The organism is Commensalibacter sp. B14384M2 (genome assembly GCF_016101865.1).
Lineage (GTDB): Bacteria > Pseudomonadota > Alphaproteobacteria > Acetobacterales > Acetobacteraceae > Commensalibacter > Commensalibacter melissae.
In genome coordinates this window covers 202039-216697 of sequence record NZ_JACFPS010000003.1, presented here as the reverse complement: position 1 = coordinate 216697, position 14659 = coordinate 202039, and the positions used below count along the sequence as shown (strand labels likewise).

The 14659-nt window shown below is 39.2% G+C and carries 9 protein-coding genes; 4 read left to right on the top strand and 5 right to left on the bottom strand.

The features are described 5' to 3' along the window. Position 1 precedes the first annotated feature (1 nt). Both H3R33_RS06845 and H3R33_RS06840 read right to left on the bottom strand, forming a co-directional pair. Complete coding sequence (locus tag H3R33_RS06845) at positions 2–3700, bottom strand: nitrate reductase subunit alpha (RefSeq protein WP_198185061.1); 3699 nt, start codon at positions 3698–3700, stop codon at positions 2–4. 32 nt (positions 3701–3732) lie between these two features. Further along, the gene (locus H3R33_RS06840) at positions 3733–5115 is read right to left on the bottom strand and encodes a NarK family nitrate/nitrite MFS transporter (protein WP_198185062.1); all 1383 of its coding nucleotides are present in this window, start codon (positions 5113–5115) and stop codon (positions 3733–3735) included. A 276-nt stretch (positions 5116–5391) separates the two neighbouring features. Here H3R33_RS06840 and H3R33_RS06835 point away from each other — a divergent pair, with 276 nt between their 5' ends. The 3 genes from H3R33_RS06835 to H3R33_RS06825 all read left to right on the top strand — a co-directional run bounded on the left by H3R33_RS06835 (position 5392) and on the right by H3R33_RS06825 (position 10199). Then, complete coding sequence (locus H3R33_RS06835; RefSeq protein WP_198185063.1) at positions 5392–7572, top strand: TonB-dependent siderophore receptor; 2181 nt, start codon at positions 5392–5394, stop codon at positions 7570–7572. A 62-nt stretch (positions 7573–7634) separates the two neighbouring features. After that, a complete protein-coding gene (locus H3R33_RS06830; protein WP_155580998.1) occupies positions 7635–9524 on the top strand; it encodes a histidine kinase in 1890 nt (629 codons plus the stop codon). 18 nt (positions 9525–9542) lie between these two features. Beyond that, the gene (locus H3R33_RS06825) at positions 9543–10199 is read left to right on the top strand and encodes a response regulator transcription factor (RefSeq protein WP_198185064.1); all 657 of its coding nucleotides are present in this window, start codon (positions 9543–9545) and stop codon (positions 10197–10199) included. On the opposite strand, the gene H3R33_RS06820 is transcribed toward H3R33_RS06825, so the two are convergent. Next, entirely contained in the window at positions 10196–10948 is a 753-nt protein-coding gene (locus H3R33_RS06820) for a HesA/MoeB/ThiF family protein (RefSeq protein WP_198185065.1), read from the bottom strand. The genes H3R33_RS06825 and H3R33_RS06820 overlap by 4 nt on opposite strands. Positions 10949–11154: 206 nt before the next feature. On the opposite strand from H3R33_RS06820, the gene H3R33_RS06815 reads away from it, so the two are divergent. Beyond that, positions 11155–12855, top strand: a complete 1701-nt coding sequence (locus H3R33_RS06815) for an alginate export family protein (protein WP_198185066.1) — start codon at positions 11155–11157, stop codon at positions 12853–12855. A gap of 96 nt (positions 12856–12951) precedes the next feature. On the opposite strand, the gene H3R33_RS06810 is transcribed toward H3R33_RS06815, so the two are convergent. Both H3R33_RS06810 and H3R33_RS06805 read right to left on the bottom strand, forming a co-directional pair. Continuing rightward, a complete protein-coding gene (locus tag H3R33_RS06810) occupies positions 12952–13854 on the bottom strand; it encodes a ParB/RepB/Spo0J family partition protein (RefSeq protein WP_198185067.1) in 903 nt (300 codons plus the stop codon). 16 nt (positions 13855–13870) lie between these two features. Then, positions 13871–14659 (bottom strand): ParA family protein, encoded by a 789-nt coding sequence (locus H3R33_RS06805; RefSeq protein ID WP_198185068.1) that lies wholly within the window; start codon positions 14657–14659, stop codon positions 13871–13873.

Below are 14659 nucleotides of genomic sequence, written 5' to 3'. Positions count from 1 at the left end.
CTTATGCCTCAACTTTTGGGTAATTAACGCTAACAGTCTCTTCAAGCCAATCGACATGCTTCATTTTACGGACAACAACAAATTCATCACGATTTGAACCAACTGTTCCATAATAGTTAAAACCATAGGAATATTGCGCATAACCGCCAATCATATGTGTCGGTTTTAAGACTGTTCTTGTTACAGAATTATGAATTCCGCCGCGTTTTTTTGAAACTTCTGCACCGGGAACATTGATGATCTTTTCCTGAGCATGATACATCAAGGTCATTCCTTCTGGAACGCGCTGACTTACAATTGCTCTGGCCGTTAAAGTTCCATTTAGATTGAAAACCTCAATCCAGTCATTATCAACGATACCAGCCTTTTGTGCATCAATTTCGGAAAGCCAGACATGTGGCCCGCCACGCGATAATGTCAACATCCGTAAATTATCGGAGTAAGTACTATGAATGCCCCATTTTTGATGTGGTGTGATAAAATTCAGGACTATTTCTGGATTTCCGTTACCATGCTGTCCCAAAACCTTTTGAGTTGTTTTCAAGTCAACCGCTGGACGATAGACACACAACATTTCACCAAATGCACGCATCCATTGATGATCCTGATAAAACTGCTGCCGACCGGTCAGGGTTCTCCAAGGAATCAATTCATGAACATTTGTATAACCAGCATTATAACTTACCGTTTCACTTTCCAGGCCTGACCAGGTTGGGGAAGATATAATCTTACGTGGCTGAACCTGTATATCACGAAAACGAATGGAATCATGTTCACGAGGAGTGGCCAAATACGTATGGTCAATACCTGTTACTTTTGATAATGCTCCCCATGCCTTGACAGCGATATGCCCATTTGTTTCAGGAGCAAGATTCAGGATCATTTCAGCCGCATCAATAGCAGTATCAAGTCTCGGCTGTCCCTTTGCAATACCCTGACCAACAACCTTGTTTAAATTACGTAATTGATCAACCTCATGCTTGGTATCCCAACTTATACCTTTACCACCATTACCGAGTTTTTCAAGTAAAGGACCAATTGATGTAAACTGTTCATAAATTGCTCCATAATTTCGCTCGATAACTTTCATGGCTGGCATTGTCTTACCAGGAATAGGATCACATTCACCCTTTTTCCAGTCTTTAACGTCAAAAGGCTGTCCCAACTCTTGTGGAGTGTCATGCATTAAGGGTGTCAAGACAAGATCTTTTTGATTTCCAAGATATCCTGCGGCGAGTTCAGAAAATTTTCCAGCCAGTCCTTTGAAAATCTCCCAATCACTTTTACTTTGCCATAAAGGTTGTACAGCCTCGCTTAAAGGATGAATAAAGGGATGCATATCCGATGTATTCAAGTCATTTTTCTCGTACCAGGTGGCCGTCGGAAGAATTACATCTGCATATAAACAAGTCGTTGACATACGGAAATCCAAGACGACCAGAAGATCCAGTTTACCTTCTGCGGCTTCTCTTACCTTGATTTCCTTCGGTTTAATACAATTTTGCTCTTCACTTAAAACTGCATTCTGAGTACCCAAAAGATATTTAAGGAAATATTCATGTCCCTTACCTGAAGAACCAAGAATATTGGAACGCCATACAAACATGTTGCGTGGAAAGTTCGCTGGATTATCAGGGTCATTACAAGACATGTCAATTGCACCTGATTTCAACCCTTCAACCGCATAGTCAATGGGATCTTTATTTTGAGCAATTGCATTTTGTGTCAACGTCAACGGATTCATTGACAATTGCGGTGCAGAAGGTAACCATCCCATCCGTTCAGCCTTGGCATTACAATCAATCAGCGCCATACCTTCAAATTCACTCAGGCTATTTTGTGAGGCAACTTCATTGACAGCCAGCTTTTCATGGCGCCATTGACTCGTATGATTGTAAAAGAAGGATGTCCCGTTCATCTGACGAGATGGACGATTCCAATCCAATCCAAATGCCAATGGAGCCCAACCGGTTTGTGGCCTCAGTTTTTCCTGACCAACATAATGGCACCAGCCACCTCCACTTTGACCTATACATCCACAAAGCATTAACATGTTGATAATGCCACGATAGGACATATCCATATGATACCAGTGATTTAATCCGGCACCCACGATGACCATGCTTTTACCATGAGTTTTATCGGCATTTTGGGCAAATTCACGAGCAACCTGAATAACCAATTCTGGTTTTACACCAGTATGTTTTTCCTGCCATTTAGGAGTATAGGGAACATCATCCATATAATCTCTAGCGCCATCACCTAGACCACGGTCAATACTGTAATTGGCAGCCATTAAATCAAAAACTGTAGTAACCTTTACCTGATTGCCATCAGCCAAGGTAATGGTTTTAACCGGAACCTTTCGGAGCATCTGTTCATTTTTGCTTTCTCCAGCAAAATAATTGAACACAACCTCCGCAACATTATCATGCTTACCCAGCAGACTAAGTTGGGCCTTAACGGTCTGTCCTTTGCTATCCTGTTCCTTAAGATTCCATTGACCTGTTTCACCCCAGCGAAAACCAATTGATCCTTTGGGGGTTACAATCTGTCCCGTCAATTCATCAATAACAAGCGTTTTCCATTCAGGATTGTTTTTTTCATCAAGCTGATCTGCCAAATGACTGGCACGCAAGAAATATCCGGGAACCAGTTGGCCATTCTTTTCATCAAGCATAACCAGCATTGGCATATCTGTATATTGACGGCAATATGACGTAAAATATTCAGAGGGACGGTCCAGATGAAATTCTTTGAAGATTACGTGCCCCATCGCCATGGACAAGGCAGCATCCGTACCTTGTTTGGGAGAGAGCCATATATCACTGAATTTTACCATTTCACCATAATCTGATGAAACAGCGACCGTTTTTGTACCTTTATAACGAACTTCGGCATAAAAATGAGCGTCTGGCGTGCGAGTCATGGGGATATTTGATCCCCACACTAGTAAATAGGTTGAATTATACCAATCGGCTGATTCCGGAACATCGGTTTGCTCGCCCCATACTTGTGGGCTTGCTGGTGGCAGATCGCAATACCAATCATAAAAAGATAGCGGAACACCCCCAATAAGAGAAAGATAACGGGATCCGGAAGCGTAGCTGACCATCGACATAGCCGGAATAGGAGAAAATCCAATAATACGGTCGGGACCATATTTTTTGATGGTAAAGTTATTTGCCGCGGCAACAAGCTCGTTGACTTCCCGCCAGGTTGATCGGACAAAACCGCCCAATCCACGTCTTTTCTTGTAAGAACTGGCCAATTCTGGTGTTTGACTGATATATTCCCAGGCGGATATCGGATCCATCTTCTGACGTGCATCACGCCATAATCTAGCCAGCTGTCCACGCAGCATTGGATATTTAACACGTTGGGCAGAATAAACATACCAGCTGTAAGATGCCCCGCGAGGACATCCCCTGGGTTCATGATTGGGTAGATCCGCACGAGTTCTCGGATAATTTGTCTGTTGGGTTTCCCAGGTAATCAATCCACTTTTAACATAGATTTTCCAACTACAGGATCCAGTACAATTCACACCGTGAGTTGATCTTACGATTTTATCCTGTTGCCAACGTTGTCTATACGCGTCTTCCCATTTTCTGTCCTCGTTAACAACAGCGCCATGCCCGTCAGCAAAACTGCTTTTCGTTTTTTTAAAAAAGTTTAAACGATCTAATATATGGCTCATAATCAATTTCCAAATTCTAAATCAAATTTGTCTTAACAACGTATTTCAGCATTTCTGCGAAGGTAGTACCAACGGTTTATCAAAAGGCAAAATACGTAAAATCCCACAAAAATATAAAAAGCTAAATTATACGATCCGGTATAACTTAAAGAGGTTCCATACAGTTTTGGAATTATAAATCCACCATAGGCACCAATAGCCCCCATAAAACCAAGAACCGCACCGGTTTCCTTGGCAGCATCCTCATCCATCTGCTCTTCAGATTCAGCTTTTTGTTTTTTAAGGTATTTCTGGTAAAATATTGTGAATATTCCGGGAACTTGGGCAAATACGGATCCATTTCCCAATCCAACAAAAATGAACAGGATCATAAAACTTATCAGGAAGCCGACAAAACTTCTTGATTCTTCCGGGGCTGAGATGAAGAAAACGATACATAAGGAAAAAACAATCATACCCAGGAAACTGATTTGAGTTACCCGTGTCGCCTTGAATTTGTCAGAGGCAATTCCCCCAACAACTCTAAATATGGACCCCAGCAAAGGGCCTAAAAAGGCGTATTTTATTGGATTAACATCAACGAATTCATGCTTTATCAACAGGGGCAATGCCGCTGAAAAACCGATAAAGGATCCAAATGTACCCAGATAAAGCAAACAGGCAACCCAGGTATGTTTACGCTTGAAAATTATTGATTGCTCTGAAAAAGATGCCTTGACCGTGGCAAGGTCATTCATCCCAAACCAGGCAGCGATAACGGTTACCGCAATAAAAGGTACCCAAATATAGGTGATATTCTGTAACCAGACAAGACTCTGCTGACCGTTATGAATACGTGTTTCTGGTCCACCCCCCAAAGCACCAAAGATACTGACGCCAATAACCCACAAGGTAACAAATTGTACAAACGGTACACCAAGATTTCCCAGTCCAGCATTTACCCCCGTGGCAAATCCCTTTCTTGATTTAGGGAAAAAATATCCGATATTTGCCATAGAGGAGCTGAAATTTGCTCCACCAAATCCACACAACAGGGCCAAGATCACCATTGTTGCAAAACTGGTATTTGGATTTTGTATGCATATACCAAAACCAATGGTTGGAATCAAAAGGGTGGCTGTTGAAAAAACCGTCCATCTTCTTCCACCAAAAATGGGAACCATAAAGGCATAGATGATTCTCAGGGTTGCCCCTGACAATGCAGACAATGCCGTTAAAAGCATTAGTTGATTTTGAGTATATTTAAACCCAACTTCTGGTAGATAGACAACAACGACACTCCATAATTGCCATACAACGAAAGCAAGTAAAAGAGCAGGAACGGAAATCCATAAATTCCGTAAAGCAACAACACGTCCTTGCTTTTCCCAAAACTGTTGATTTTCCGGTTCCCATTTTGTTAGTAAATGAGACATTTTTTTTCCTTGGTTGATGAACCAATACGTTTATATCTGTATTGTTTTTGATCTTTATTGTATAAGTTAAATAAAACGCATAATTGTTTTAATAATATTTACATCTTCCGCAAGATCGAACCAATTAGTCAAAAGCTTATAGAAATCTGGAATAATGGCTAGGTTGTTTATAGCCATTTGGCTAAGTATAATTAGTCGTTTTCCTACTATTAATATATCATATTCATTTCCATTATTAGAATAATTTCTTGAATTATTAATCCATGAAGAATTTGCATGAATAGAAAACAAAAATATATTCTACCTCTGCTTCTTCTTTTCCCTCTTCAAACAATGGCACAAAAGATTTCAACCTCGACCAATATGGAAAGAGATGATGAAAAATCCGAAAAAATTACAGTAAGGGGGCAAAGAAGGGCTGACGGATCAGTTGCTGTAATGAGTACTCCAGACGTTACCTTGGGCCCCTTGGGTTCCATGAAATCTGAAGACGCGCCTTTTTCAATCTTGTCAGTTCCTCATGACGTTATTGCCAATCAACAGGCAAGAAACGTTAATGATCTAATGAAATACCTTCCTTCCGTACAACTCGAGGCCCGTGGATCTGCAGGCATGGCCAGGCCGCAATCCAGAGGGTTTGAGGGGGACGTAACAGCAAACAGCCGTATTGACGGGCTCAATATGACAACCACCACCCCCTATCCAACTGAAATGTTTGAAAATTTGCAGGTTCTGAACGGGTTGGCCGGGGCTATGTATGGCCCACAAAATCCAGCCGGCATTTTCAGTTACCAGCTCAAACGTCCCACTGACCGTCGTACGGAACATCTTTCAGTCAATTACGATTCAATTGGTGCCGTGACGGAATATGCGGATGTATCTGGTCGAGTCGGTAAAAATGGGTGGTTTGGATATCGTTTAAACCTTCTGCATGATGAAGGTACCGCCTATGTGGAACACAGTCAGTTAAAACGTAATCTGGTCAGTGGTGATTTTGATATTCATCTTTCCTCCAAAACCGTTATTGAGATAGATGCCAGCCATTATACCTATAATGAAAGGGGAACAGCGACGAATTTTTCGTTTGATAATTCCATTCAGCTGCCATCCGCACCCAATATGGGCAAGGCCTATCTTGGGCAAAAATATGCCGGATTTAATACGGAAACAAATACCTTTCTCGGAAAAATCAAACACCAAATCAATAAAAAATGGAGATTTACTGCGGGAGGGCTCTATCAGGATGCCAAACGAGAGATGTTCAACAACAGCAATCGACTCCTAAACAGCAAGGGTGATTATCAACAATCTATTTCGGTAGCCGGTCAGGCAAACGTTTTTCAGGTAGGGAGCAATTTTGCCTATGTGAATGGAGAAGTAAATACAGATTTTGTAAAACATGAACTTGTTTTGGGCACCAATGGATATATGAGAGGTAATTACAACCCCACTCATACTGAAACAATCAATCTTGGAACCAGCAACATACACAATCCTCGTCCATTACCGGGTCATAGACCAAAAAGATGGGGACGTTATCAATCGGCCTTAATCCAGCAACAAGCCCTGATTGCAGGCGATACAATCCATTTTAATCAACAATGGGCCATTATGGGTGTTTTCAGTTGGAGCTGGTTAAGCAATGACAGCTGGAACATGAAAGGAAAGAAAACCGCACACAATTCACATGATGCGGCATTTAGTCCAACAACAAGCCTGATTTATCATCCTCTTGAAGGTCATACCGCCTATTTCACTTGGGCAAGAAGTCTGCAGGCGGGAGATATTGCCCCAGCGACGGGAGTAATTAATCCAAACCAGATCATGGCTCCCTATCGTAGTGAAGAATATGAAGTAGGCTATAAGGTCAAATTCAACCGCCTGTGGTTAAATGTTGCTGCATTCCGTATGACACGTCCATATGCATTTATCAATCCAACAACCCATATTTTTGCCGTCGCAGGACAACAGCGCAATTATGGGGTTGAATTTCAGGTCGCAGGACAGATATGGAATAGTCTGTCTATTCTTGGAGGTGTTACATGGCTTGATGCACAACTGGGAAAAACAGGAAATATTGCCACCTCTCATAAACAAATTGTTGGTGTCCCCCCTGTTCAGGCCAACCTGCTGATTGACTACCAATTACCTGTCGCAAAAGATCACATCCTGTATGGTATGGCATTCAACATCAATCTTCACTATACAGATCGTCGGGCTGCCAATAATTACAATACCACTTTTGCCAAAGGGTATTTTACGACAGATGTCGGAATGCGCTACGCCTTCAATGTCTTTAACACCCCACTTGCGGCACGATTTAATGTCAATAATGTAACCAATAAACATTATTGGATGTCTGTATATCCATCCTCAATTAACGGAGGCACCGCAAATAACAGTGCTTATGCCGGATTACCCAGAACATATCAATTTTCATTGGCAGTTGATTTCTAATATTTAATTCAAATATATGTTAAAATAATCTTATCATAATATTTACGAACAATTATCAAATAATGAAAATCACGCGGTATTTTAACAAGCTTTCAACCAAACTGCTTACCTGTACTATCGCATGGGTTGTATGTGCCATATTCTTTACGGGATATGCACTCTCCCTGCTTTGGCAGCTTGAAAATGCTGGAATTGCCATCAATTATACAGGCAGTTTGCGCATGCGTGTCTATTACATGATGTTACTTTCTAATCAAAACGATTATGTAAACCTGCAGCATGAACAAACGAAATTTATTACAATCCTTAATAAATTAAAAAAATACGATAATAATACCCTAATTTTTTCAAATAATAAAAAAATAAACCTGCAAATAAAATATATTGAAAAAACCTATAATAACCAGATATTGCCGCTTATAAACCAGTCCTCTGGATATCATAGACTAACTGACAAAAATTATTATCATCTCAACACATTCGTAGAAGACATTGATCTTTTAGTCAAACTGATCGAAAATCAAAATACGCAAGACATCATTTGGCTTCGATACATAATCACAACAATTATCCTGATGATACTAATAACTGCCTTTTCGAGCATATCCCTGTTATATAAATCAGTCATCAATCCGTTGAAACATCTTGAATCAAGTATCAAAGCCCTAAGTCAGGGTAATCTATCCAGACGTATTCCTGTAAATGGCAATAGTGAATTTGATATTGTCTCCTCCGGTTTTAACCAGATGGCACATAATTTGCAGGACTTATACAATAACCTTGAACATAAAGTTTCAGATAAAACACTTGCATTAAAGAAAAAGAATCATGAATTAACTATTCTTTATGACATGATCACCTTTTTACATACCTGCCTGACTCCCAATATGGCAACCGAGAGATTCCTTGAAAAAATTATTGATTTAAGTCAAGCGGACGCCGGATTTATCGGCTTTCTTAACGAAGAGAAAGACGCCATGAATTTTATTTGTAGCCAAGGTTTTCCAGCACAATTAAACACCATCGAACAATGTTATTTTTCTGCCAACTGTTTTTTTGATATTTCTTCCCTGCCCAAAAATTCCTATCCTATTTGCGTCAAAACTGATCAGCAGGAAAACTGTCTTATACCCTCGTGCGTTAAAAAATTATTTAGTCATTTTATCATTTTTCCTATTTGGCATAATAAAAATGAAATAGGGTTAATGGTTCTATATTTTAAAAAAAGGGAATCTACTTTTTCTCCAGAAACCTACCACTTGATTGAAACATTGACCTGTCAACTTGGTGTATCCATTGAAAATTACCAATTAACCGCCAAAGAAAAACAGCTTGCCATTATGGAGGAACGCAACTTAATTGCACAGGGGTTGCATGATAGCATAGCACAAGCATTGTCCTTTCTTAACTTGCAAGCTCAAATGCTTGAAAAGGCAATCAATAAGAATGACCTTGACAAAGCCAAGCAAAATCTGGATTTTATTCAGCGTGGCGTGCAAGAATCCTATGACGATGTTCGTGAACTGTTGATGAATTTTCGAACCAAGATTGGCAAGGAAGATTTTGAGACTGTTGTTAAGAAAGTCGTGAACCGTTTCAAAGCCCAGACAAAAATACCTGTAAAATTAATTAATCTGCAAAAATTTTTATTTATTACAAAACAACAGCAATTACAGATCATTTTTATTCTTCAAGAAGCTTTATCCAATATTCGTAAACATTCAAAATGCAAGCTTGCAACAATTGAATTTAGTTATAATAATTCTTTCATGATGCGTATTCATGATGATGGTGTCGGATTTGACCTTAATACCTTGCAAAAAAAACAACAGAACCATATCGGTTTATCAATTATCCAAGAGAGGGCAGAAAATATTTCCGGAAAAATAAACATTACCTCAACACCTAATCATGGTACAACCTTGGAACTCACTATTCCGATAAACTTATAGAACGGTAGTATAAAGAAAATGCAAACAAAAATTAAAATTCTGCTTATTGACGATCATTCTTTATTTCGTTCAGGATTGAAATTTCTTCTTAACAATCAGGAAGATATAGAGGTTATTGGAGAGGCGCAAAATGGATCAGAAGGTATAAAACTGGCCCAGAAACTTAACCCTGATATCATCCTCCTTGATCTGGATATGCCAAGAATGGGTGGAAAGGAAACGCTCCAAAACCTTTTAAATATTAATCCAGACCTTAATATCCTAATTTTAACTGTTTCGGAAGATAATGATGACCTTATTCAATGTATGACACTTGGAGCAAAAGGCTATCTTTTGAAAAATATCAATACCGATTTCCTATTGGACAGTATTCACAAAGTTTATGAAGGGAATAATATTCTCTCCCCAGCCATGATATCAACCCTTATCGATCAATTCCGACCCAATGAAAAGGAAAAGGACGAAGATCTCTATGATTCTTTAACACCAAGGGAAAAAGAAATATTGGCTTGGCTGACCAAGGGAATAAGTAATAAAGAAATTGCCCGTTTTTTGAGCGTGTCAGAAAGTACAATCAAATTACATGTTCAGAACATATTACGAAAACTTAATTTACACAGCAGGGTTCAGGCAGCAATTTATGCCCTAGAACATGGTTTTGACAAAACACCCTAGTTCCTTAAACAACCACACACGTTACAATGCGGATTGCGATCACATTCCAGCATATGAAAAGAAAAATTCAAAGCATTATAATGCAGTATCCTGCCTGTAAGAGCTTGACCCATCCTGGATATTACCTTCAAAGCCTCTGAAGCCTGCATAGCTCCCATTGTATTGACCAATGGGGCGTAAACACCGGTAAATGAACAACGGTCCTGTTCTGTTTCCGCTCCATCAAATAGACAGGCGTAACATGGTGATCGATCATTATTTGAGTCAAATACACTTAATTGCCCTTCAAACCGTATGGCCGAGGCATAAATTAAAGGTATTTTACTAGAATATGCAACCCGCCCGATCATTTGTCGGGTTTTTAAATTGTCACTACAATCCAAAATCACATCATAATCATGAATTAATGAAGATAATTCATCCTCGGATAAACGGTAAGGCACAGTATCAACAGTAATATCCGGATTTTGTCTATGAATAAAATCAGCCATTACATGATTTTTGAATTTACCAATATCATCAGGTGTATAGTATGTCTGTCGTTGTAAATTAGACAGTTCGATCCTGTCATTATCAACCAGCATTAAACTGCCAATACCCGCAGCAGCAAGAATAGGAATTGCTGCACAACCCAGTCCCCCACATCCTATAACCATAACACGGCTATTTAAAAACCGTTTTTGTCCATCCAAATCAATTTGCGGCAAAAGGATATGGCGACTGTATCTTACCAATTGATCTTCATGCATTATTTGAAATAACCCAAATAAATAACCATATAATGATAAGCGTCATAAAGAATACTAGCCATAAGACTAGCAACAAAATATTCACAAAGATTAATATAACCTTATTCTTAATATAAATAATACTATACATGTGGATAATATAAATTCTTTTCTTAAAAGAATAATATAATTAAATAAAACAATAATATTAGTATGAATGATAAACTATGAATAAATCAACTATTCTGGCTAGTTTAAAAGTAGTTAATCATATTTGTTTCTCATTACTACTTTTAACTTCAATACATACTTACGCTAAAGATCAAACAAAACAAACATTACTTCCAACAGATTCAAAAATTCAAAATAAAACCGATTCTACATTTACTGATTACTCAAATCTTAATAACCGTTGTACAAAAATTGTCACAGCGGCTGGTAAATATGGAAATACACGACATCCGGATTGGGGTGTCTTCAACAAACACAGCGGTTTTGGACCCGTTGGTAATTATTCTTGGTATGCTTTCGGACAATACGCCCCATACGCACAAGCAAGATGGGCAGAAGACTGGAGCGGATTATGCAATGATCCCCATAAAAATGATGACTGGTTTAACCGACTCAAGTATATTCCCCTGAATGATTCTGGGGATATCTGGCTGAGTTTAAACGGCAATGAGCGGTTTCGTCATGTTTTCGACAGCAAACCATATATGGGATTTGGAGCCAAAACAAATTCCAACCGTTTATTGATTCGTAGCGTTTATGGTGCTGATTTGCATATTGGTTCCCACGTAAGAGCTTATGCCGAACTCATTAATGGTGTTGCTGGTGGCAGCAACACTTTTGGCTATCAAACAGGTTTTCAACGTAAACGACTTGATATGCAGCAAGGTTTTTTAGAAATAAAGGGGAACCTGCTTGGTGCAAAAATGGGAGCAATGGGAGGACGTCAATATTTTGTTGATGCCCCACTCTCCATGACTTCCGCACGGGAACTGACTAATATTCGTTACAGTTGGGATGGATTCCGAGGCTATGCATTCTGGAAAAATTTCAGAGTCGACATTTTTGACTTCTGGCAAACTGACTTTTCCAAAGATCATGTTTTTGGTGCAGGACCCAGTTATAATGCTCGCATGTTTGGTGGTTTGGCCAGTTATGCTCTTCCCAGCTTTAAAGTGCAGAATGTGAATAGCCAATTATTTCTTGATGCCTTTTATATTGGTTACCTTTATAACGGTAATGCTGCAGGTCTTCCCACACCAACACCCGGGAAAAACCGTCAAGGCTCTACAAGACGTGATAATATCGGTGGAAGGTTAAACGGAAATATTGGCAATTTCACCATTGATGTTACAGGTATATATCAGGGTGGTGAATTCCGTCCCGCAAATTCTGGTAGTAAAACACGTCCAGTCAGAGCCTATGCATTTGATGCGATTTTTGCTTATAACTTTAAAAACGTGCCGGGAAATTTGTCATTGGGCTTGCAAAGCGACTATTTTTCTGGTGGTAACTATCACAAAGATCACGGCGCGGTCAGAAATTTTGCTGTTCCCTATTTTACAACAGCAAATTATCAGGATATGACGCTATATCTGGCAACTTCCAATACAGTCAGTACAGGTCCTTTAATTACTTACAATCCAACAAAAAAAGCACTTGTCAAATTGCACGCACCTGTAATTTGGAGAGCCAATACCAATGATACGATCTACGGTGTCGGATTCAACTATCCTTTGCGTGACAATTATTCTGGTGGATTTGTTGGTGCAATTCCCCAGTTTACTCTCGCTTATGCAATTGCTCCCCATCTTGTTTTAACTGGAGACTTTGGCGGTGTTCTAGCCTCACAATCCATAAAAAAAGCTGGTGGCAATGACAGTGCTTTCCTTATGGAAACACTCGACTTCAGGTTTTAACCTTTTTCATTCTATACTTTACTTATTATTTTGTCGCTTATTTTTAATAATAAGCGACTTTTTTTATTATGAGTCTATGAAGTATCAATATTTCATTTAATTTTTTAACAACGTTAAAATCTCATCAAACTGTTCAAGGGATTTATAAAATATTTTTAAGGACCCACCTTTACCATCAAATTGAATTTTGACATTAAACCCTAATCTGCCACGCAAATCTTTTTCAAGTGACTCTATCTCAGGATCGATTGGCTTTTTTTTCAAGTGTAAATTTTTATTAACCGCTTTGGCATTTTTAACTAGGGCTTCTGTTTGTCTTACCGTTAAATCATCTTGAATAATTTCCTTTGCCGCTGATACAGGATCGGGATGCATAAGCAAGGCTCTTGCATGTCCTGGAGTTAATATCCCGTTTTTCAAATAATTTATAATCTCATCCGGCAATTGCAATAAGCGGATTATATTAGCAATATGTGAACGTGATTTACCCAATGCAGAAGATAACTCATCCTGAGTAAGATTGAACTCATTTAATAATCTTGAAAAACCTTCAGCCTCTTCGATAATATTTAAATCCGTACGCTGTAAATTTTCCACTAATGCGACAGCCATTGCATCTTTGTCAGTAAAAGAGCAGATCCTAACCGGCACCTCATCAATCATGGCCAGTTGGGCAGCACGCCAGCGACGTTCCCCAGCAACAATTTGGTATTGACCCTTTTGGGTATCTTTTTCCTTAACCAGCAGAGGTTGTAAAATACCATGTTGTCTGATTGAGTCCGCCAACTCTTGTAAAGCTTCAGGCTGCATAATTTGTCGAGGTTGAAAAGGACCAGGCTCAATTATGTCAATAGGTAAAATCTGCATTTTCAAATCTGAAATCCCAAGATCGGATCCGATATCTTTCTGATTATCCTCATCTTTAACCGACTCCCCTAATAAAGCGGCAAGTCCTCTTCCCAAACGAATTTTACCCTGATCCCTTTTCTTATCCTTCATATTTCCTACCCTCAAATTAAGCAAATCGACGATTCAATTCCTTAGCCAAGTTTATATAGGCTTGCGCTCCAGTTGATTTAGGATCATACACCATTATTGGCTTTCCATAACTTTGTGCCTCTGAAATACGGATATTGCGTGGAATAACTGTTTTACAGACCTTATCCCCAAAAAAATTCCTGGTATCTTCAGCAACAAGCTCTGAAAGTCTGTTGCGTTTGTCATACATCGTTAAAACAATTGCCTTTATATCCAGATCAGGATTTACCTTTTTCTGCAAATGTGTAACCGTTTTAACCAGATGACTTATTCCTTCAAGTGCCAGAAATTCACATTGCAACGGAACAATAACACCAGTAGCAGCCGCCAAGGCATTTACCGTTAACAGTCCAAGGCTTGGAGGACAGTCAATCAAAATATAATCATATATACCTATAAATTGCTTAATTGCCTCCTTGAGCCGAAATTCACGTTTTTCAATATCAATCAACTCAAGCTCTGCAGCCGCAAGGTTGCCATCAGCTGTAATCAACGATAATCCTGGAATCATGGACTCCTTGATCATTCCATCAACCACCTTGCCATTAATTAATAAATGATAGGTTCCTTTATCACGATCGTCATATTCAATTCCCAATGCAGTTGAACTATTTCCTTGAGAATCAAGATCAATTAATAGAACCTTCTTTTTTCCAGCGAATGCGGTGGCAAGATTAATTGCTGTCGTTGTTTTACCCACCCCACCTTTTTGGTTTGCAATTGCCAAAATATAAGTATTTTTTGATTTTGTCTTTTTAAGCGCCAT

Coding starts and splice junctions, on each gene's coding strand:
- H3R33_RS06845 (WP_198185061.1), bottom strand. CDS start 3,700: ATGAGCCATATATTAGATCGTTTAAACTTTTTTAAAAAAACGAAAAGC.
- H3R33_RS06835 (WP_198185063.1), top strand. CDS start 5,392: ATGAATAGAAAACAAAAATATATTCTACCTCTGCTTCTTCTTTTCCCT.
- H3R33_RS06805 (WP_198185068.1), bottom strand. CDS start 14,659: ATGGCGCTTAAAAAGACAAAATCAAAAAATACTTATATTTTGGCAATT.
- H3R33_RS06820 (WP_198185065.1), bottom strand. CDS start 10,948: ATGCATGAAGATCAATTGGTAAGATACAGTCGCCATATCCTTTTGCCG.
- H3R33_RS06825 (WP_198185064.1), top strand. CDS start 9,543: ATGCAAACAAAAATTAAAATTCTGCTTATTGACGATCATTCTTTATTT.
- H3R33_RS06840 (WP_198185062.1), bottom strand. CDS start 5,115: ATGTCTCATTTACTAACAAAATGGGAACCGGAAAATCAACAGTTTTGG.
- H3R33_RS06815 (WP_198185066.1), top strand. CDS start 11,155: ATGAATAAATCAACTATTCTGGCTAGTTTAAAAGTAGTTAATCATATT.
- H3R33_RS06830 (WP_155580998.1), top strand. CDS start 7,635: ATGAAAATCACGCGGTATTTTAACAAGCTTTCAACCAAACTGCTTACC.
- H3R33_RS06810 (WP_198185067.1), bottom strand. CDS start 13,854: ATGAAGGATAAGAAAAGGGATCAGGGTAAAATTCGTTTGGGAAGAGGA.